We start from the raw sequence: 21,705 nt of genomic DNA on the forward strand, positions 1-21,705 counted from the left end.
TCCTCAAATTAGGTTATAGGTGAAATAGGAGGACTAGATGATTAATGATAAAAAGGTGAGTTTTATAATAGCGGTCAATGATGAATTAATTTTTAGCAAGTGTGAATCTCATATAAAAAATTTAATAGTACCTAAGGATTTTGAAATTGAGATAATTCCCATAAGAAATGCTTTGTACTTAACTAAAGCTTATAACAATTGCATGAATAGTTCTGATTCTAAATATAAAGTATATCTGCATCAAGACGTATTTATTATAAATACTAATTTCATAAATGACATATTGAAGATATTTAATTTAGAAAGTATTGGTGTTATTGGAGTTTGTGGAGCTAAAACCATACCTGAAAACGGAATATGGTGGGAAAGTCCGCAGCTAGTGGGAAAGGTTTATGATAGCCATACAGGAGTTATGGGATTGCTTAAGTTTAATGAGGTTGAATCAGAATTTAATGAGGTAGATGGTATTGATGGATTAATAATGATAACCCAATATGATATTCCTTGGAGGGAAGATATATTTAAGAGTTGGCATTTTTACGATTTATCACAATGTTTTGAGTTTAAAAAGTTAGGGTATAAAGTAGTTGTACCAAAACAAATTGTGCCTTGGTGTACTCATGACTGCGGTATAGTAAACACTATGAATGGTTTTGATGAAAATAGACTGATATTTATTGAAAATTACATTTTGTAAAAAGTCTTATTTTATAAAAATTATAATCAAAGGGTGGTTCAATCATGAATATAGATGAAGTTGTAGATATATATGTTATTAGTCACAAACCTTATAAAATGGTAGAATCTAAAATATTTACGCCTATTTATACTAAAAGAGAAATTGTATCAAACGATTATAATATATTATGCTCAGACGAAGGAGATAATATTGCTAGTGAAAATTCTTTATATGCTGAGTTTTCAACTTATTATTGGGTATGGAAAAACAGAAAAATACCAAAGTATGTGGGTTTTTTTCAATTTAGAAGATATATATCATTTAAGGACAATGTGACTGGTACTAATAATTTTAATGAGGTTATTGATAAATATGGTTGGAATAAAGATGAGTTAGAAAATATTCTAGAAGATTGTGATGTATTAGTTCCTACGTCATTAAATTTTAGAATGTTCGGTCTTGGGAATATGTGGAGTCAATATAAGCGGTGGCATAAAAGTTCATATCTAAATACAGCTTTAGAAATTATTAATGAAAAGTATCCAAGTTACGAAATAGATTGTTTTACGGCACTTTTAAGCACTGAAACGTATTATATTAATTTATTTATTATGCGAGGAGATTTATTTAATAGATATATGACTTGGATAATGGATATTTTTGATGAACTTAAGAAGAGGTTAGTTATTGATTGCAATGTTAAGGATTTTGCTTATTTAGGAGAGCGGTTATTTAACATCTTTTTAGTACATCAACAAAGAACAGAGAATATTAAAATAAAAATAAAACAACCTGTGTATTTAAAAGAAAATGCTTCTGGTATTACAGATTTTTGGATAGGTGATGAAACACATATTCCAGAAGCAAGTGAGTAAGAAAAAATAAATTTTAAGTATAACAATTTACCATATGGGGGGATATAATTGCCAGACAAAGAGAGTTTGTTAAGACTAAATATATTAGAAAATGTTAGAGAATATTATGATGAGGTTTTTAAAAATAAGGAAGATTGGACAGAAGGTAATAAAATAAACTATGGTGGAAGATATTTTGATGAAGATGAGATGATAAATCTCACGGAAGCAACACTTGATTTTTGGCTTACTACAGGTCGATTCTGTGACAAGTTTGAAAAAGAGTTTGCCCAGTTTCTAGGGGTTAAATACTGCTCATTAACAAATTCAGGGTCATCTGCCAATCTTCTTGCATTTATGGCACTAACCTCGCCTAAATTAAAGGAGAGGAGAATAAAAAAGGGTGATGAAGTTATAACAGTAGCAGCAGGTTTTCCAACTACGATAGCCCCAATACTTCAATATGGAGCAGTGCCAGTATTTGTAGATATAACACTTCCAACTTATAATATTGACGTTAATTTATTAGATGATGCCTTATCAGATAAAACCAAAGCTGTTATGATAGCTCATACACTTGGCAACCCTTTTAATTTAGAAAGAGTAAAGGAATTTTGTGATAAAAATAATTTATGGTTAATAGAAGATAATTGTGATGCTCTTGGTTCACAATATGAATTTAAAGGGGAACTTAAATATACAGGTACAATTGGAGATATAGGAACTTCAAGCTTTTATCCTCCACACCATATTACTATGGGAGAAGGGGGTGCTGTATATACTAATAATGTTATATTAAATAAAATTATAGAATCTTTTAGAGATTGGGGTAGAGATTGTTACTGTAAATCAGGATGTGATAATACCTGCACAAAAAGGTTCGATATAAAGTATGGAGATATGCCTCTTGGATATGATCATAAATATATCTATTCACATTTGGGATATAATTTAAAAGTTACAGAAATGCAATCATCAATAGGGTGCGCGCAGCTTAAAAAACTACCTGGATTTATAGATAAAAGAAGAGAAAACTGGGAACTTCTTAAAAACAAATTAAAGCATTTAGATGAGTATTTGATATTACCTGTTGCTGAGAAAAATTCAAAGCCTAGTTGGTTTGGTTTTTTAATCACAATTAAAGATCCATCTATTAATAGACGTGATTTGCTCCAGTATTTAGAGGATAAAGGAATCCAAACAAGATTGCTATTTGCAGGAAATATCACAAGGCAGCCATTATTTGAAGAATATAAAAGAAATAAGGAATCATACAGAATTGTAGGGAAATTAACAAATACAGATTTAATTACTACTAATTCATTTTGGTTAGGGGTCTATCCAGGAATAAATGAAAACATGATAAATTATATGGCATCAAGCATTGAAGAATTTATTATGAAGAATATAAGAAAGGGTATTAAGCTATGAGTAATAATGAGAAAAAAGCATTATTATCAATAGCAATTCCTACTTATAATAGAGGTAATTTTTTAGATAAGTGCTTAGATAGTATTTATAGTGAAGTTAACAATGATCCTATTATTGAAATAGTAATTAGTGATAATGCTTCAACAGATAATACTTATGAGATAGTTCAAAAATATAAACAAACACATAATAATATTGTTTATTATAGGCAACACGAAAATGTTGGATTTTCAAAAAACTTTAAAAAGGTATTGGAATTAGCAACAGGAGAGTATATAAATCCTCATGGTGATGATGATTTCTTTAACGCTGGTATGATTTATGAAATAATCAATTTGATCCTTAAAAATAAGGATTGCTCTGTGATGTATACATCTTGGAAAAATGTTCCTTTAAATATCACCTGTGGCATAAATATGAATAACTATTTAAATGAATTAAATGGAATTAATTTTATTACTTCAATGATAATTAAAAACGAAGATTATAAAAAAATTGAAGACAAAGATAAATTTTTAAATACAGAAATTAATCAGGTATATATTCAATTAGAATTGTTAAAAATAAATCCAAAATATTGTATTTTACATGGCAATATTTTTAGAATAGATTCAGGTGGGGCTCCTTATAGTGGATATAATTTGAGTGATGCTGCCATAAATAATTATTTTGATATATTAGAGAGTTATTCTAAATATGGATTAGACATAGAAACTTTAAAAAATGAAAAAATTAAAGTCTTAAACTCAATAATTTTCCCTAGTATTTATAAAGTAATAAACCGGGCAAGTGAAATAGATTTAGATGGTTTAGTAGAAGCCTTTATTAAATATTATCCAAATGAAGTATACTTTGAGGAAAAATTAAATGAAATTAAGAGTTTACTAAAATTAATATAATTATTAACTATTTAAGGAGAAATAATTTATGTGTAATAATATTGAAGAGGATAAAGTAAATGAGGATGCGATAAACAAAGAAAAGGTAAGGCCAGTTTTAACTATCGGTATTCCTACTTATAATAGAGCTGAATTTTTAAGAAAATGTATTGAAAATATATACTCGCAGGTTGGTAATGATTCTAGATTTGAGGTTTTAGTATGCGATAATAATTCGGTAGATAATACATCTACAGTCATTGAAGAATTAAGAAAAAACTATGAAACATTAGTATATTATAAAAATGATACTAATATAGGTGTATCAAAAAATATACAAAAAGTATTAGAACTATCAAAAGGGGAGTATATTAATCTTCATGGTGATGATGATTATTTTAATGAGGGTGTTTATAACACAATAATTAATATGATAAACTCAAATAGGGATTGTGACTTAATGTATTTATCGATGAAATGGCACCCATTAATTACAGTTCGTGGAATAGGCATGAGCAATTATCAAACAGATTCAGGAACTGGAGGATGGATTTCTGGCATGGTTATAAATAATGATGCCTACAAGAAAATTCTTAATAAAGAAAAGTTTTTATACTCAAGTCTTAACCATATATTTATCCAGCTTGAACTTTTAAGGTTTAATCCAAACTATTGTATTTTAAGTGGACAAATCAATAGAGTTGATACAGGGTCGGCAGGTGCGTATGGCTATAATATTATGGAAGTAGCAGTGCAAAATTATTTGGATATCCTATATAGTTTTAGAAATAATGGATTAACGGACCAAGAGATAGAATATCATAAGCTATCTTCATTAGCTATAACATTTCCATTAGTTCGTTGGATACTACAAACTAGACTACCATTAAGTGTAGATGGTGGAATAGAAATATTTACGAAGTATTATAAAGGTGAGCCGTACTTCGATAGTAAACTAGAAGAACTTAAGGCTATATTAGCTTTAAAGGTTTATTAATTATTCTATGGCCGGTGAAGGTAAAGTAGAAATTTTTTAATGGAAAAGAGAAAGAGTGATAAGCGGTTTATCACTCTTTCGTTGTTACGGTTATGAAGATTTTTCTGGAGCTGTTATTATTAAAGGTTTATATAACTTTAAGAGATTTTTGGCTATTAGGTTTGAATCATGATACCTTTCTACAAAAGTTCTACCATACTCCCCTACTTTTTCTAGCATATCTTTATTTATAATTAAATATTCAAGAGTATCCTTTAAGGTATCCGGATTTGCTGAAATAATAGGTAATTCCTTTGGGTATTTATCCTTCATAGGATCACTAATAAAGGTTATGACTGTCTTACCCATTGCCATAGCCTCAATGGCGAGTAAACCATAAGATCCGATTCGCAATTGATCGATTATTATATCTGCCTCTTCGTATATTTTTCTCGCCTCTGAATGAGACATTCCCTGTACTAATTTAAAATTAAAAGAATACTTATCCTTTAATTTTTCTATGACTTTAAGTACTGAATCAGTGCCCTTTATCTCTGGCGAGGTAGGAGCATGCACAATGCATAATTCATGATTAATTTTTTTGCTCTTTATGGTATAGTCTTTAATATCTATAGCTTGTTTTATTAAATACACATTTTTATAAAAGTTTTTAACATACTCATATAATTCAGCATCAGAAACGATGCAGTTATCAATATATTTCCCCAAAAACTCAAGTTTGTTTATTATTTCTTTTTCATCTGTAGCTTTTACCTTTACGTAAGGGTTGTATTTTGATGCTACAGAATAAAGCCTTACATCTGAACCCCAATGTTGCATAAATATTTTTTTGTTTAAATTTTTTAGTATCGGCAAATCAGAATAATCCAAAGTAAGACTTGTTCCAAAATGAAAATGAAAGATATTATTTTCATTTATTAAATTTATAGCTAATTCTTTACTCAATCTGTCAGCCTCATTAATGTCTATAGAAAATAGATTTAGATTATAATCTGATTTGTAATTCAGGTAACTAGGATAGTAATTAACCGATTTTGCTTCTATGTTGCATCCTTGTAATGCTTTTGTAATAGTATGCATTTGATTGGCAATTTCCATGGTTCCATGGATAATTTTTAAATTCTCCATTATAACGCCTCCCCTTAAAAGGTAATAAAAAGTTCTATAATTACATTTAATTCTTGTAATATAATATGTTCTTTTTTTAGAAATGTTCTTATTCAGGAAGAATGTGTTATACGTTATTAAGATACTTTTAATATATTATTGACACAATAAAGTAATAATTTCATATATTATAGGGGGATGAGAAATCCCAAAAATTAAATCCAGGGAGATGTTTTGATTGGCAGCAAATTTTGATACACCATCATCTAGTACTAATTATAACGTAGCAACTACAGGAACCGTTGCTGGGTGGTCTACCGCCCGTGTTATGGTTACACTCACAGTTAGTGGTACTAATGCGGCAAGAACTGCAACTCAACAAGTTTTTTATAGAGAAATGAATTATAATAATACAGCAACATCAACAGCATTAGGAATTTCAACTACAGTTCGTATGGCTATCTCACCTAAATTGCATGGTAATGAAACCGTAGCGACTGTTGTAAACTTTGGTTACTAGAATTAAAAATTAAAGACTAAAAAATAAAGAAACATGGGGTCATTGACTCCATGTTTTGTTATTAAAAAGCTATAATATTAATCTATATGAGATAGAAAAAAGTGGGGTACAGAAGTGTACCTCACAATTTTTATCAAATCTATTTTTTTAGTATATCTAGTCCAACTGAATCATATATATCAAATTCCTTTATGGAACGTATTATTTCCTTTTTAGCGATATCAATATATCCATAATTATTATAAAGTTTCCCAAGGTAAAGAAGCGCAAAGTTATTATTTATTAAATTAAGCAAGTTTACGGCTATCTTTAATTCATCAAACTTATTGTTTATAAGCAGTATTTCACAAATCTCTAGTATAATAATAATATAATCTTTTTCATTTTCATCTTCAGATAACATAGTGGTTGGTTCATTTGTGAATAATTTTACTAACTCAGAATATACATTCAGTAGCTTTTTATTGTATTCGGATAAAATGTTTTCTTTAAAACTACCTACTGTGGATGATGCAAGATCATAGTTTTTGTTTAATATGCTACTTAAAGCCTTATACATTGATAGATGCACGTGAGTAGCAGAAGTTTCATCTATAGTATCTATATTAATGCATTCATCAAAGGCATTAGTTCTAATAAAACATTTAGCTTTTAACATTGTAAGATTTTCAGTAACAATTCCTGATTTTGCGCATTTTTCAATATACTCTAATGATATTTTATAGAATCCTTCATTATAGAATATATCTGCAATAAGAGTATAAGAAGTCGGAAAATCTAAAAACAGACTTTCCATAATGGACTTAAATTCATCAAGAGATGTGTGTTTTTTCTTTAATATATGACAAATGCAATAGAAAGGGTCTATGAAATTAGGGTTTGATTTTGTAGCTTCAATATAATAATCATATGCAGCATCATAATCATTAAGGTCCATATAGCTATTACCTAATTCATAATAAGCTTTGAAGCTTCCACTTCCATGAAAAAACTTCAATTCAGAGGATGGTTCACCAAGTTCAATGCATTTCTTTAGGGCTTTTATTTGAAGTGTAGGTTTGCCTAAATCTTTATAGACAAGAGCTTTAAAAAAATACAAGTCGGTAAACTCAGGATAATATCCACATGCAATATCTATAAAGCTTAGTGCATCATTGTATTCTTGTATATTATAATTTGAAATAATTATTCGTAAAAGTAATATAGAACTAAACCCGGTACTAGGATCAAATTTTTCATAAGCTTTATAATAATATTCGAGAGCTTTTTTTACATCACCTAAAGATGTATACTCGTTACCTAGATTAAAGTAATTAAATTTATTAGTGGGGTCTTTTTTTATTTGCTCATTTAAGATGGTAATATTCCGATCTCTTTTGTTTTTAGAGACTATGCTTTTATTCAAATATCCATAATGGTGTATTTTTATAGAGCTACAGATTGTATCATATTTGCCTTGTTTATATACTAACTGATTATGGATTCTCCCCTCATAGTGAATTCCACGTTTGTTTTTAAACATTCTTGGGTTTAAATTAACGGTGATACAATTAGTATCAACAATATCTCCATAGTAGCTTAATGTTTCAAAAAAATAAAGTGTATCTTCATCTAATTGGGTATTTAACAATACCTTAAAATTTTCTTTATAGTCATCATGTAATTCATCATCTGCATCTAATATTAATATCCAGTCTTTAGTAGCATATTTTAATGATTCATTTCTAGCTTCACTAAAATTATTATTCCACTTAAAGTAATAAACTTTAGCACCATAACTTTTAGCGATTTCTATAGTTCTATCTGTAGATCCTGTGTCAATGATAATTATCTCATCAACAATATCTTTAATACTTTCAAGACACCTAGGCAAGTAATTTTCTTCGTTTTTTACAATCATGCATAGACTTATTTCATTCTTCATTGTATTTCCCCCTAATTTCAGTTAATAATTATGAGTACTAAAACTGGTACTTCTCTATTAATTATTAATTGAAAACATTGCTATTTCATTGTACTAAAGCAAAGTTTAAATTTTTGCTCGGTACATAATATGCATAATTAAATAAGGGTGTACCTAATTATAACTATCCTTTATAAGATCCAGAAAGACTTATATTTTCAGTATCTCCTGGATTTTCTTGTGGAATAACCGCGATATCATAAAATTTGTCGATTGCGAGTGGAGTGCTACTCGTGGAATTATCATATTGATCAGTCACATAATAATTATCAATATGACCAGTATTACTTCTAGTTACTGATAGAGTTACAATTATTACATATATTGAAAAAGGAGCTACTATTCCTGTAACTTCAACTCTTCTTATTGTTGGTACAGGTGGTGCTGGTGGTATCGGAGGGTTTGGATAAGATGGGCAATTGCAGGGACAAGGAGAATATATTACCTTCATAGGGTTGCTATTTTCATGTATTATAATAGTATTCTTAATGCTATAAACAACTTTTATAAATGGAGTTAGATATTTATCACTACATATTGCTGAACCAAAGCTTGTGATAAAATCATTGTTTTTTTTACACAGAATTATCCCCTTATTGGATAATGAATTCCTAAACCATAGTGAAACAATCTTCGTGAGATTGGCCGTAACTGATATTTTAGATGTTAGGGGATGCAGACTGCCTTGAATAATATGGTTAATTTCAGGAAGATTATTGTAAGTGGTGAAAGTACTAAAGTAGTCAAATAATGGATATATATAAATGCATTTTATGTTGTCCTTATAGAAATTATCAGTTTTAAATAATACAAGTTCTGCATTAGATATTTCAGCATTACTTGGTACTTTCGAAATATCAAAAAATAAAAAGCTTGAATAAGTATATAATCCATCACTTCCTACAGTTATGTTTTTTTCATTAATATTTCCATTAGGAATTTTGTTTGTTACTGTAAGACTTTTAGTTGATGGTATTATAATACTTGTCATTTTAGCACATCCTTATACTTTATTAATATATAAACAAAGGCTGGTAGGTTGTAATTGTATTGTATTATTGAGAAACTCAATATATGAGTTTTATATTTTTAAATTCAAGATATTTATTAACTTAACTTAACTTAACTTAACATATAATATTCTATTGATAGTATTTTGTGATTATTTTTTTATACATATTTTATATAAGAATGAGTTAGTGTATGTTTTCAATCAATATTAAATGATTTAAGGAATATTCTATAGTTGTAAGTAGTAAAATATTATTAACAGAGAGTCTAAGTTTGCATATTACAAATAATATAAACTTAGAATTATCTGAATATATTTTGAAGGGATTTTTAATAATTATGTCTAAGAAAATATTAATAACCGGGGGAACAGGATTTATAGGGAAAAATATAATAAATTCTATAAATAACGAAAACTATATTATAAATATTGGAAGAAATAAAAATTTAATGTGTGATAATATATTTTGGAATCTACAGGATAATTTAGAGGATTTATTCATCGATAATGTAGATGTTATTATTCATTGTGCGTCAATAGTAGGCAATGATAATATAAACAAATCTGAATATATAGATATTAATGTAAAATCGACTTTGGAATTATTAGAATTTGGCGTGAGAAATAAAATAAAGAAATTTATTCTAGTATCAACTGGAGGTGTATATGGATTTAGAAAAAATATATTGGATGAAGATGATACTTGTAATGCAAAGGAAATATATTCATTAAGTAAATATTTTTCAGAAGAAATATGTGAATTATATAAAGGTAAATTATCTATTGTAATTTTAAGATTGTTTTTTCCGTATGGTGACGGACAAAAGGGTAGATTAATCGGTAACTTATTTAATGATATTTTAGAGAAAAATAAGATTATGTTGAACAAAAATGGGCTGCCAATAATTAATCCAATTCATATTTTTGATGTTGTAAATATAGTGGAAAATATTATTGGAAATGATTTGGAGGGGACATTTAATATTTGTGGTAATGAGTTTATTTCTATAGAAGAGATTTGTAGAAAAATTGCATTTATAATAAACGTTCATGAGCCTAAGTTTATATATTGTGACAATGATATAGATAATTTAATGGGAAGTGGTAAAAAAATATGTAGGTCATTGAATTATAATATGCAGATGAATTTAAATGAGGGACTTGAATTATTTTTCATGTCATTAAAGAAAGAAGGACAGATTTGAGATGAAGTACAAATTATGGAAGAGCGAAGGAGCAGGAATCCCAGACAAGAATAAGCTTAAAAAGTGTGGGGAAAATGTTATAATTGAGGATGGTGTGAGAATAATTTTTCCGGAAAATATTGAAATAGGCGATAATGTTTATGTAGGTCATGATACCATATTAAAAGGATATTATAACTCTATTCTAAAGATTGGGTCTAACACATGGATTGGTCAACAATGTTTTATTCATGGCGCGGCAGGTATTATTATTGGTAAAAATGTTGGGATTGGGCCAATGGTAAAAATTCATGGAGCAAAGCATAAAGAAACAAAAGGTGATGCTATAATTTTATTTTCAGGATTAGAGTATTTACCAATAAATATAAAAGATAATTGTAATATTGGAATAGGGTCTGTAATTCTTCCTGGGGTAACAATTGGAGAGGGAAGTATAATAGGTGCAAATGCAGTAGTAAATCAAAATATACCAGCATTATCTATTGCAGTAGGTCTACCTGCAAAAGTAATAAAAACAAGAGAATAAAAAATAATTGCGTTAATTGTATGCACAGGGAAATATAGTATAGTAATGATTAACATTGCTATACTACATATGATATAATCATGTGTATCAGGGTCAGGCTATTTTTCTAAATTCCTATACCATTCAATAGTTTTTGTTAAGCCTGAAGTTAAATCATACTTGGGACTATAACCTAATAAGTCTACAGCTTTGTCTATATTTGGTACTCTTAATTCAACATCTACATAATTTTTGGGAACATAAATAATTTCTGATTTAGAGCCCGCAATTTGTTTTATTAATTGTGCTAGCATTCCAATAGTTATAGTTCCTCTAGGATTTCCAATGTTAAAGGAATTACCTACGGCTTCTTCCTTCTCAAGACACAATGATATTCCATTAACAAAATCCTCAATATAACACCAGGATCTAATCTGATCACCATCACCATGTATTTGTATCTGTTCATTTCTAATTGCTCGCATTATAAATTGATGGACAGCACCTTCACCAACTTGACCTGGACCATATATATTAAATGGTCTAATGGTAACAACCTTAAGTCCATATTCTTTATAATAACTGTGTGTTAAATGTTCCGCTGCAAGTTTACTTACTGAATAAGTCCATCTAGCCTCACCAACGGGAGCCAGGTTTGTTGTACATTTCTCATCTACTTTATAGGCATAAGTACCAAAAACCTCACTTGTAGAAAAATCAATAAATTTATCTATATAGTTTGCATAGTCCTTTAATGCTTCTAAAATATTCGCAGTTCCTATCATATTAACTTTCATAGTGTTTACTGGACTTTTAATAACGGTCTCTATACCTGCTATTGCAGCAAGATGAATTACAACATTGGGTTTAAAATCATCTATAGCTTTTTTTAGAGAAAAATAATCTAAAATATCTCCTTTTATTAAATTTATATTTTTGTTATCTAGTAGTGATGTGTATTTAATAGAATCTCTTGTTAGATTATCATAAATTAAAATTTCGTTATTATTGCGAAGCATTTCGATTATGCGAGAGCCAATAAAACCAGCCCCACCAGTTAAAAATATTTTTTTATTTTCCATTTAACTATCTCCCATTAGAGAATATGATTAAGAAAATTTTTAATAATATATTCTCAATTAAATTTTAAAGTATCAATGAGTTATACGGCAGTTCTTTTAAAATAATCTCTATTTTGTTGTACAGCTTGAGAATTAGGCTTATACTCAGCTGCTTTATCATTAAATTTTATGGAATTTTCTCTATTACCTAACCTATCATAGCAGACAGAGAGCTGTATATTGGGTATATACCCCCAAAAATCATGAGATATAAAGCCCCAGCTATTAACTGGTTTATCAAGATTTGCTGCAAGTTTATACCAAAAGATGGCTTTGTTATAATCTAAAGATTCAAAATAATAAGTTCCAATGTTACAACATATTTCTGCCCTTGGAGTATCATATTCAAAACTTCGAAGTAATATTTTAAGCATACTTTTTTTATCACCTATAATGTTATAACATTTAGAAAGATCAAAACATGAGCTTATATTATCTTCTACCCAGCCATGTTCAGTATCTAAAAATTCATTAAAATATTTTATTGCTTCTTCAATAAATCCATTTTGATATAACTCCCTAGAATAATAGAACAATCCTCTTGGTGTTAAGGGGGTTCCTTCTGCTAGTATTTTTTTGTAGATGGATATATTTCTACCTTGTACTGCTGCATGTTCTTTTCTATGTGTTATGCAGATGTCTGTATTTATAGTATTTCCTCCAATTAGTAAACATTCATGTACAGGCTCCATCCATTGACTATTATTTGACCTCTTTGATAAACGCTCTCTAAAATATGATAAGGTAACGGCTCCAGTTTCATCAAAGCCTACATTATACATCATCATTACATTATCCACATCTAGAGTTAAAGTTTGCTTAAGTTCTTTAAATTTCTTTATATCTTCTTCTAGAATCATATCATCAGCATCTAGCCAAAGAATATAATCCTTAGTTGCTTTAGAAAAAGCATTGTTTCTCGCCGCAGAAAAGTCATCAATCCACTGGAAATCAAATATTTTGTCTGTATATTCTAAAGCAATTTCTTTCGTATTATCTGTGGAACCAGTATCTACTATAATAATTTCGTCAACGATATCTTTAACACATTCTAGGCACCTACCTAAAACGTCCTCCTCATTTTTTACAATCATACATAAACTAATAGTTATCATATAAGCCTCCTAAAAAAATCTACAGTATATAATATGCTATGGTTTAAAATGGGAAACCTGTTTATAAAAAACAGTAATATAAGTAGGTGTATTTTAAATTTTTATAAGAATTAGGCAAATTTATAAATAGGCTGGTACACTTTTTAACGCTAAGAATAATATGTAATTGAGGTTTAATTCGTTGCACTAAGTGTTAGAGGAAGTGATAAAGTCATGATTGAAAGCAGAAAGACTTCAATAATAATTTTAACTTACAACAATCTTATTTATAACCACATATGTATTGATAGCATAAGGAAATATACTAAAGAAAACACTTATGAGATAATTGTAGTTGATAATAATTCTAGTGATGGAACGAGGGAATGGCTTAAAGAGCAAAAGGATATAAAAGTTATTTTAAATGATGAAAATGTAGGCTTCCCAAAGGGATGCAATATTGGAATAGCTGCATCGGACAAAGAAAATGATATTTTATTTTTAAATAATGATACGGTAGTTACTCCACGGTGGCTTGACAATCTTAAAATAGCTCTTTACAGTGATGATAAATTGGGAGCAGCCGCATCTATAACTAATAATTGTTCTAATTATCAGTCTGTAAGTGTGCCTTATATTGATGTTAAGGATATGATTCCATTTGCTGATGACAATAACATTTCAGACCCAAATAAATGGGAAGAGAAAACGAGACTTGTGGCATTTTGTATGATTGTAAAGAGAGATGTTCTCAATACAATTGGCTATATGGATGAGAGATTTACACCAGGAAATTTCGAAGATGATGATCTATGCATGAGAATTATAGAAGCCGGATATAGGATGGTACTTTGTAATGACAGCTTTATACATCATTTTGGTAGTTCATCGTTTAATAAAGATTCTACTAAATTTAACAATCTCCTAAAGGCAAATCGTAAAAAAATTGAAGATAAGTGGGGATTTAATCCTAATGTAGCCAGCACATTAAAATTTGATATAATAGGACGTATAAATGAGCCGAAAGAAAAAGGGCTAAATATTCTTGAGTTTGATTGTGGACTCGGGGCTACATTACTTAAGCTTAAATATATGTATCCTAATTCTAAAATATATGGTATTGAAACAAATGAGAGTCTAGCAAAATTAGGTGGGAAGGTTCTAGAGTTAATGGAGTCTGATTTTGAAGTAGATTATTGTATGAGGTTTAAAGAAGATAAGATAAGTTTTTTTGATTATATTATACTTGGGAATAGACTTCAGTTAAGTAAAGATCCATGGAGACTATTGAATGAGATAAAAAGATTTTTAAAACCGGGTGGATATGTAATTGCGACTATTCCTAACCTAATGCATCACTCAGTTATAAAAGAGTTATTAAAGGGAAGTTTTATGTACAATGAAACTTCTATTATAAATAGAAGTAATAATAAATTTTTTACATTACCAGACATATGCAAAATTTTCCATGAGTGCGGATATATTAATCAATTTATATTTCATTATAGTAGTGAATTAACACAAGAAGATAATAAGTTATTAAATAGTATTTGTAGCATTGTTGGGGAAGATTTGAGAGCATATTTCTTATCTTATGAGTACGTAGCTAAGTATCAGAAAAGTGTTTAGAAATATAGGTCTAGGAGATTGGCAATAATGTTGACAGTCTCTATTTTTGTGTAACTTATCCATGCGTATCCGAATGCGGTATATTGAATTATTTAGACCTATATGTAGCAATATAGAGTTAATCTTATTAGAATCTATTTATGTTAAAAGTGACCTTATATATATATGATAGAATACTCCTTGTCGTCACATAGAAGTGGCACACTAAACTAACTGTTAATTACAATTTAATAGAGTTTAAATAAAAATTTATTTTAAAGAAGTAGTTGACAAAATAAGAAAAACCTAGTATCATAGTAGAAGTCGTCACTTGATGACAAAGCAAATTGGTCTTTGAAAATTAAACAGAGAAATAGGTAAAGAAATGAAATAATATTTTATTTTAACCAGTCAATTACTTTAGTAAAAGTAATATTTTAGTCGTAAGACTAAAAAGTATGTAATGAGCTTGCGTAACAACTTAACAGTTGTCGCAGATTAATTATTTCAACTAAAAAAGTGTAAACTTTTAAATTGAGAGTTTGATCCTGGCTCAGGACGAACGCTGGCGGCGTGCCTAACACATGCAAGTCGAGCGATGCGATCCTTCGGGATCAATTAGCGGCGGACGGGTGAGTAACACGTGGGTAACCTGCCTCAAAGAGGGGAATAGCCTCCCGAAAGGGAGATTAATACCGCATAATATGTTTTGATCGCATGATCTTAACATCAAAGGAATTTTTCGGAATTTCACTTTGAGATGGACCCGCGGCGCATTAGCTAGTTGGTGAGGTAAAGGCCCACCAAGGCAACGATGCGTAGCCGACCTGAGAGGGTGATCGGCCACATTGGAACTGAGACACGGTCCAGACTCCTACGGGAGGCAGCAGTGGGGAATATTGCGCAATGGGGGAAACCCTGACGCAGCAACGCCGCGTGAATGATGAAGGCCTTCGGGTTGTAAAGTTCTGTCTTCTGGGACGATAATGACGGTACCAGAGGAGGAAGCCACGGCTAACTACGTGCCAGCAGCCGCGGTAATACGTAGGTGGCAAGCGTTGTCCGGATTTACTGGGCGTAAAGGATGCGTAGGCGGACATTTAAGTCAGATGTGAAATACCCGAGCTTAACTTGGGTGCTGCATTTGAAACTGGGTGTCTAGAGTGCAGGAGAGGTAAGTGGAATTCCTAGTGTAGCGGTGAAATGCGTAGAGATTAGGAAGAACACCAGTGGCGAAGGCGACTTACTGGACTGTAACTGACGCTGAGGCATGAAAGCGTGGGGAGCAAACAGGATTAGATACCCTGGTAGTCCACGCCGTAAACGATGAATACTAGGTGTCGGGGGTCGAACCTCGGTGCCGCCGTTAACACATTAAGTATTCCGCCTGGGGAGTACGATCGCAAGATTAAAACTCAAAGGAATTGACGGGGGCCCGCACAAGCAGCGGAGCATGTGGTTTAATTCGAAGCAACGCGAAGAACCTTACCTAGACTTGACATCCCTTGCATAACTCAGAGATGAGTGAAGTCCTTCGGGACAAGGTGACAGGTGGTGCATGGTTGTCGTCAGCTCGTGTCGTGAGATGTTGGGTTAAGTCCCGCAACGAGCGCAACCCTTATCATTAGTTGCTACCATTAAGTTGAGCACTCTAGTGAGACTGCCCGGGTTAACCGGGAGGAAGGTGGGGATGACGTCAAATCATCATGCCCCTTATGTCTAGGGCTACACACGTGCTACAATGGTGAGTACAAAGAGATGCAAGACCGCAAGGTGGAGCCAAACTCAAAAACTCATCCCAGTTCGGATTGTAGGCTGCAACTCGCCTACATGAAGCCGGAGTTGCTAGTAATCGCGAATCAGCATGTCGCGGTGAATACGTTCCCGGGCCTTGTACACACCGCCCGTCACACCATGAGAGTTGGTAACACCCGAAGTCCGTGAGGTAACCGTAAGGAGCCAGCGGCCGAAGGTGGGATCGATGATTGGGGTGAAGTCGTAACAAGGTAGCCGTAGGAGAACCTGCGGCTGGATCACCTCCTTTCTAGGGAGTAGATGTATTGACTTCGGTCGATGCAATAGAAGAATTTAATTATTCTTCAAAATATCTATTGTAATTACTCGTTCCTATTTCTCTGTTTAATTTTGAGAGACTAATTATATTAACTCTTAGGAGCTAATTAATTAATAGTTTTTCTTAAATGTTCTTTGAAAATTGCACAGTGTATAAAGTTGTTTTAAAAAGATTTAAATCCACGCAAGTGGTTATAGATTAATTTATTACGATTTCGCAAAATTAATATTAAGTAACAAGACGTCTATGTAAATAGACAGAATCAAAGGTCAAGCTACAAAGGGCGCATGGCGAATGCCTTGGCACTAGGAGCCGAAGAAGGACGCGTTAAGCTGCGATAAGCTTTGGGTAGGCGCAAATAGCCTGTGATCCAAAGATTTCCGAATGGGGGAACCCACATAGTAACAACTATGTACTGCATACTGAATAAATAGGTATGCAGAGGTACACCCGGGGAACTGAAACATCTAAGTACCCGGAGGAAGAGAAAGAAATATCGATTTCCTAAGTAGCGGCGAGCGAAAGGGAAAGAGCCCAAACCTAAGTCTTTGACTTAGGGGTTGAGGATAGATCATAAATACTGCAATTCTTTAATTGAAGATAGCTGGAAAGCTGCTCCGCAGAAGGTAATAGGCCTGTAAATGAAAAGGAAGAACAGTCAGATCTAATCCAGAGTACCACGAGACACGTGAAACCTTGTGGGAAGCTGGGAGGACCACCTCCCAAGGCTAAATACTACCTAGTGACCGATAGTGAAGAAGTACCGTGAGGGAAAGGTGAAAAGAACCCCGGAAGGGGAGTGAAATAGAACCTGAAACCGTGTGCCTACAACCGGTCGAAGCACTTTTTATGTGTGACGGCGTGCTTTTTGTAGAACGAGCCAACGAGTTACGATATGTAGCAAGGTTAAGTACTTAAGGTACGGAGCCGAAGGGAAACCGAGTCTGAATAGGGCGTTCTAGTTGCATGTCGTAGACCCGAAACCGGGTGACCTATCCATGGCCAGGATGAAGCGGAAGTAAAATTCCGTGGAGGTCCGAACCACGTTGGTGTTGAAAAACCATGGGATGAGCTGTGGATAGCGGAGAAATTCCAATCGAACTCGGAGATAGCTGGTTCTCCTCGAAATAGCTTTAGGGCTAGCGTCGATTAATTGAGTAATGGAGGTAGAGCACTGAATGGGCTAGGGGCTGACAACAGTTACTGAACCCTATCAAACTCCGAATGCCATATACTTTTATTTCGGCAGTCAGACTGCGAATGATAAGATCCGTAGTCAAAAGGGAAACAGCCCAGACCATCAGCTAAGGTCCCAAAGTGTAAGTTAAGTGGAAAAGGATGTGGGATTTCTAAGACAACTAGGATGTTGGCTCAGAAGCAGCCACTCATTCAAAGAGTGCGTAATAGCTCACTAGTCAAGAGATCCTGCGCCGAAGATGTCCGGGGCTAAAACTTACCACCGAAGCTATGGGTTTACACAATTGTGTAAGCGGTAGAGGAGCTTTCTGTACTGGCTGAAGTCATACCGTAAGGAGTGGTGGACGGTACAGAAGTGAGAATGTTGGCATGAGTAGCGAGAGTTAAGTGAGAATCTTAACGGTCGAAAACCTAAGGTTTCCTGAGGAAGGCTCGTCCTCTCAGGGTTAGTCGGGACCTAAGCCGAGGCCGAAAGGCGTAGGTGATGGACAATCGGTTGATATTCCGATACCACCAATGGACGTTATTAGAAATGGGATGACGCAGGAGGATAAGATGTGCACACTATTGGATGTGTGTCTAAGCATTTAGGCGGAGCAAGCAGGCAAATCCGTTTGCTCTTAACGCTGAGATGTAATGGGGAAGGCAATTTATTGCTGAAGTATCTGATTCCACGCTGCCAAGAAAAGTCTCTATCGAGGATATTGGTGCCCGTACCGCAAACCGACACAGGTAGGTGAGGAGAGAATCCTAAGACCATCGGAAGAATTACTGTTAAGGAACTCGGCAAATTGACCCCGTAACTTCGGGAGAAGGGGTGCCTACGTAAGTAGGTCGCAGAGAATAGGCCCAAGCAACTGTTTAGCAAAAACACAGGTCTCTGCTAAAGCGAAAGCTGATGTATAGGGGCTGACGCCTGCCCGGTGCTGGAAGGTTAAGGGGATTAGTTAGCTGAGAGCTTGCTCTTGGCGAGGCTATGAACTTAAGCCCCAGTAAACGGCGGCCGTAACTATAACGGTCCTAAGGTAGCGAAATTCCTTGTCGGGTAAGTTCCGACCCGCACGAATGGCGTAATGATTTGGGCACTGTCTCAACAGTACATCCGGCGAAATTGTAGTTCCAGTGAAGATGCTGGATACCCGCGATTGGACGGAAAGACCCCGTAGAGCTTTACTGTAGCTTAGCATTGAATTTCGGTATTGTCTGTACAGGATAGGTGGGAGACTACGATACATGGGCGTCAGCCTGTGTGGAGTCATCCTTGGGATACCACCCTGACAGTACTGAGGTTCTAACTGGAGGCCATGAATCTGGTCACAGGACATTGTTAGGTGGGCAGTTTGACTGGGGCGGTCGCCTCCGAAAGAGTAACGGAGGCGCCCAAAGGTTCCCTCAGCGCGGTTGGAAATCGCGCGAAGAGTGCAAAGGCAGAAGGGAGCCTGACTGCGACACTTACAAGTGGAGCAGGGACGAAAGTCGGGCTTAGTGATCCGGTGGTACCTCGTGGGAGGGCCATCGCTCAACGGATAAAAGCTACCTCGGGGATAACAGGCTGATCTCCCCCAAGAGTCCACATCGACGGGGAGGTTTGGCACCTCGATGTCGGCTCGTCGCATCCTGGGGCTGAAGTAGGTCCCAAGGGTTGGGCTGTTCGCCCATTAAAGCGGCACGCGAGCTGGGTTCAGAACGTCGTGAGACAGTTCGGTCCCTATCCGTCGCGGGCGTAGGAAATTTGAAGGGAGCTGTCCTTAGTACGAGAGGACCGGGATGGACAAACCTCTGGTGCACCAGTTGTCACGCCAGTGGCATCGCTGGGTAGCTATGTTTGGAAGGGATAAACGCTGAAAGCATCTAAGCGTGAAGCCCACCCTAAGATGAGATTTCCCATTACTCGCACGTAAGTGCGATGTAAGTAAGACTCCTGGAAGACCACCAGGTTGATAGGTTAGAGGTGTAAGCATGGTAACATGTTCAGCTGACTAATACTAATAAGTCGAGGGCTTGACCAAGATATAATAATAAAATGCGAAAACACTGTGCAATTTTCAGAGAATATTTATATTCTCATCTGGTGATTATGGCCTGAAGGTAACACCCGTTCCCATACCGAACACGAAGGTTAAGCTTCAATGCGCCGATGGTACTGCAGGGGTGACCTTGTGGAAGAGTAGGTTGTCGCCAGGTAATAAAAAAAACACTAAGTTTATCTTAGTGTTTTTTTTCGTTAATATTATAAGTGAATACTTTCAGTGATATCTTTTTAAATTTATATAAACATTGAATTGAAATTCTTTACTAATACTATATATTTTTGATATACTTATATTAAAATAGCTAAATAATAAAGATTATGTAGCGGAAATAAAGTTTTAAATGAATATAATGAAAAAGGAGATAGGTTGCTATGAAGACAATACGTTGGGGAATCATTGGATGTGGAGATGTTACTGAGGTTAAAAGTGGTCCAGGATTTCAACTGGCAAAAAATTCACAATTAGTAGCTGTTATGAGACGTAATGGGGAACTTGCCAAAGATTATGCTACTCGTCATAATGTACCAAAGTGGTATGATAATGCAGAAGAATTAATAAATGATCCTGATGTTGATGTTGTTTATATAGCTACACCACCTGCATATCATAAAGAATACACATTACAATGTGCAGAGGCAGGAAAGCCAGTTTATGTTGAAAAACCTATGGCTCGTAATTTTGAAGAATGCACTGATATGATACAGGCGTGTGAGAATGCTGGAGTCTCATTATTTGTTGCATATTACAGGAGGGCTTTAGATCGTTTTAATAAGGTTAAAGAATTAATCGATTCAGGAAAAATTGGAGAAATACGTTTCGTTACAGTTGTATTATACAAAAAAATAGTACAAAAAGATCTAAAGTCTGGTGAATTTCCGTGGAGAGTCATACCAAAAATTTCAGGAGGAGGAGAATTTATGGACCTTGCTTCTCATACATTAGATGTTTTAGATTATATCTTGGGACCAATTGAGGAAGCCTGCGGTTATGCTGATAATCAAGCTAAATTATATGAGGCGGAAGATGTTGTGACAGCTTCACTAGCATTTGAGTCTGGTGTCAAGGGAACAGGGACTTGGTGTTTCTCAAGTTTTTCTAATTATGATATGAATGAGATTGTTGGAAGCCTCGGAAAAATATCATTTTCCACTTTTGGAGCAGAGCCAGTTTTATTGACAACAATTAATGGTATCACTCCATTTAACATAGTAAAGCCCATTCATATTCAGATGCAATTAATTCAAAGCATCGTAAACGAACTTAATGGTCTGGAAGTATGCAAAAGTACAGGAATTAGTGGAGCACGAACAAACAAAATTATGGATCAAATTTTAAGAAATTATAGATTAAATAAAAAGTAGAATAATATATATTTTATTCTACTTTTCTTTTTTATATAAAATGTGATAGAATAAATCAAACTGTGT

15 protein-coding genes and 3 rRNA genes are annotated in these 21,705 nt (G+C 33.4%); 13 read left to right on the top strand and 5 right to left on the bottom strand.

Annotated features, from left to right (window positions below; genetic code table 11):
- Positions 1-37: 37 nt before the first annotated feature.
- Genes LL038_RS00070 through LL038_RS00090 form a run of 5 tightly spaced genes read left to right on the top strand, consistent with a single transcriptional unit; the run spans position 38 to position 4,839 of the window.
- Positions 38-697, top strand: coding sequence for a glycosyltransferase family protein (locus tag LL038_RS00070; protein WP_216127457.1), 660 nt, complete (start codon positions 38-40; stop codon positions 695-697).
- A 44-nt stretch (positions 698-741) separates the two neighbouring features.
- The gene (locus LL038_RS00075; protein ID WP_216127455.1) at positions 742-1,554 is read left to right on the top strand and encodes a DUF4422 domain-containing protein; all 813 of its coding nucleotides are present in this window, start codon (positions 742-744) and stop codon (positions 1,552-1,554) included.
- A gap of 48 nt (positions 1,555-1,602) precedes the next feature.
- Positions 1,603-2,964, top strand: coding sequence for a lipopolysaccharide biosynthesis protein RfbH (gene rfbH, locus LL038_RS00080; protein WP_216127440.1), 1,362 nt, complete (start codon positions 1,603-1,605; stop codon positions 2,962-2,964).
- A complete protein-coding gene (locus LL038_RS00085; protein ID WP_216127437.1) occupies positions 2,961-3,863 on the top strand; it encodes a glycosyltransferase family 2 protein in 903 nt (300 codons plus the stop codon). Before rfbH ends, LL038_RS00085 begins: the two co-directional genes overlap by 4 nt.
- Before the next feature lie 28 nt (positions 3,864-3,891).
- The gene (locus tag LL038_RS00090) at positions 3,892-4,839 is read left to right on the top strand and encodes a glycosyltransferase family 2 protein (RefSeq protein ID WP_216127434.1); all 948 of its coding nucleotides are present in this window, start codon (positions 3,892-3,894) and stop codon (positions 4,837-4,839) included.
- A 90-nt stretch (positions 4,840-4,929) separates the two neighbouring features.
- On the opposite strand, the gene LL038_RS00095 is transcribed toward LL038_RS00090, so the two are convergent.
- On the bottom strand, positions 4,930-5,967 hold the full coding sequence (locus tag LL038_RS00095; protein WP_253200364.1) for a glycosyltransferase: 1,038 nt from the start codon (positions 5,965-5,967) through the stop codon (positions 4,930-4,932).
- A gap of 217 nt (positions 5,968-6,184) precedes the next feature.
- Between LL038_RS00095 and LL038_RS00100 the strand changes: the two genes are divergently transcribed.
- Positions 6,185-6,466, top strand: coding sequence for a hypothetical protein (locus tag LL038_RS00100; RefSeq protein ID WP_216127433.1), 282 nt, complete (start codon positions 6,185-6,187; stop codon positions 6,464-6,466).
- Between the two features lie 139 nt (positions 6,467-6,605).
- Here the strand turns inward: LL038_RS00100 and LL038_RS00105 are convergent, their stop codons facing one another.
- The gene (locus LL038_RS00105) at positions 6,606-8,390 is read right to left on the bottom strand and encodes a glycosyltransferase (RefSeq protein WP_216127431.1); all 1,785 of its coding nucleotides are present in this window, start codon (positions 8,388-8,390) and stop codon (positions 6,606-6,608) included.
- A 163-nt stretch (positions 8,391-8,553) separates the two neighbouring features.
- Positions 8,554-9,420, bottom strand: a complete 867-nt coding sequence (locus LL038_RS00110; protein ID WP_216127429.1) for a DNRLRE domain-containing protein — start codon at positions 9,418-9,420, stop codon at positions 8,554-8,556.
- Between the two features lie 359 nt (positions 9,421-9,779).
- Here LL038_RS00110 and LL038_RS00115 point away from each other — a divergent pair, with 359 nt between their 5' ends.
- Positions 9,780-10,646: an NAD-dependent epimerase/dehydratase family protein gene (locus LL038_RS00115; RefSeq protein ID WP_216127418.1), complete on the top strand. Its 867-nt coding sequence runs from the start codon at positions 9,780-9,782 to the stop codon at positions 10,644-10,646.
- A 1-nt stretch (position 10,647) separates the two neighbouring features.
- Positions 10,648-11,172: an acyltransferase gene (locus LL038_RS00120; RefSeq protein WP_216127408.1), complete on the top strand. Its 525-nt coding sequence runs from the start codon at positions 10,648-10,650 to the stop codon at positions 11,170-11,172.
- A 98-nt stretch (positions 11,173-11,270) separates the two neighbouring features.
- Here LL038_RS00120 and LL038_RS00125 read toward each other — a convergent pair whose 3' ends face one another.
- Together LL038_RS00125 and LL038_RS00130 are read right to left on the bottom strand one after the other, a co-directional pair.
- A complete protein-coding gene (locus LL038_RS00125) occupies positions 11,271-12,233 on the bottom strand; it encodes an NAD-dependent epimerase/dehydratase family protein (protein WP_216127405.1) in 963 nt (320 codons plus the stop codon).
- 80 nt (positions 12,234-12,313) lie between these two features.
- The gene (locus tag LL038_RS00130) at positions 12,314-13,387 is read right to left on the bottom strand and encodes a glycosyltransferase (RefSeq protein WP_216127402.1); all 1,074 of its coding nucleotides are present in this window, start codon (positions 13,385-13,387) and stop codon (positions 12,314-12,316) included.
- Between the two features lie 213 nt (positions 13,388-13,600).
- Between LL038_RS00130 and LL038_RS00135 the strand changes: the two genes are divergently transcribed.
- The 5 genes from LL038_RS00135 to LL038_RS00155 all read left to right on the top strand — a co-directional run bounded on the left by LL038_RS00135 (position 13,601) and on the right by LL038_RS00155 (position 21,639).
- Complete coding sequence (locus LL038_RS00135; RefSeq protein ID WP_216127399.1) at positions 13,601-14,995, top strand: glycosyltransferase; 1,395 nt, start codon at positions 13,601-13,603, stop codon at positions 14,993-14,995.
- Between the two features lie 509 nt (positions 14,996-15,504).
- Positions 15,505-17,018, top strand: a 16S ribosomal RNA gene (locus LL038_RS00140).
- Between the two features lie 297 nt (positions 17,019-17,315).
- Positions 17,316-20,254: ribosomal RNA gene (locus tag LL038_RS00145) — 23S ribosomal RNA — on the top strand.
- Positions 20,255-20,312: 58 nt separating this feature from the next.
- Positions 20,313-20,429: ribosomal RNA gene (gene rrf, locus LL038_RS00150) — 5S ribosomal RNA — on the top strand.
- Together the 16S, 23S and 5S rRNA genes form the textbook arrangement of a ribosomal RNA operon.
- 220 nt (positions 20,430-20,649) lie before the next feature.
- Entirely contained in the window at positions 20,650-21,639 is a 990-nt protein-coding gene (locus LL038_RS00155; protein WP_216119480.1) for a Gfo/Idh/MocA family protein, read from the top strand.
- The last annotated feature ends 66 nt before the right edge of the window (positions 21,640-21,705 follow it).

This window comes from Clostridium estertheticum (assembly GCF_026650985.1).
Classification (GTDB): Bacteria; Bacillota; Clostridia; order Clostridiales; family Clostridiaceae; genus Clostridium_AD; species Clostridium_AD estertheticum_C.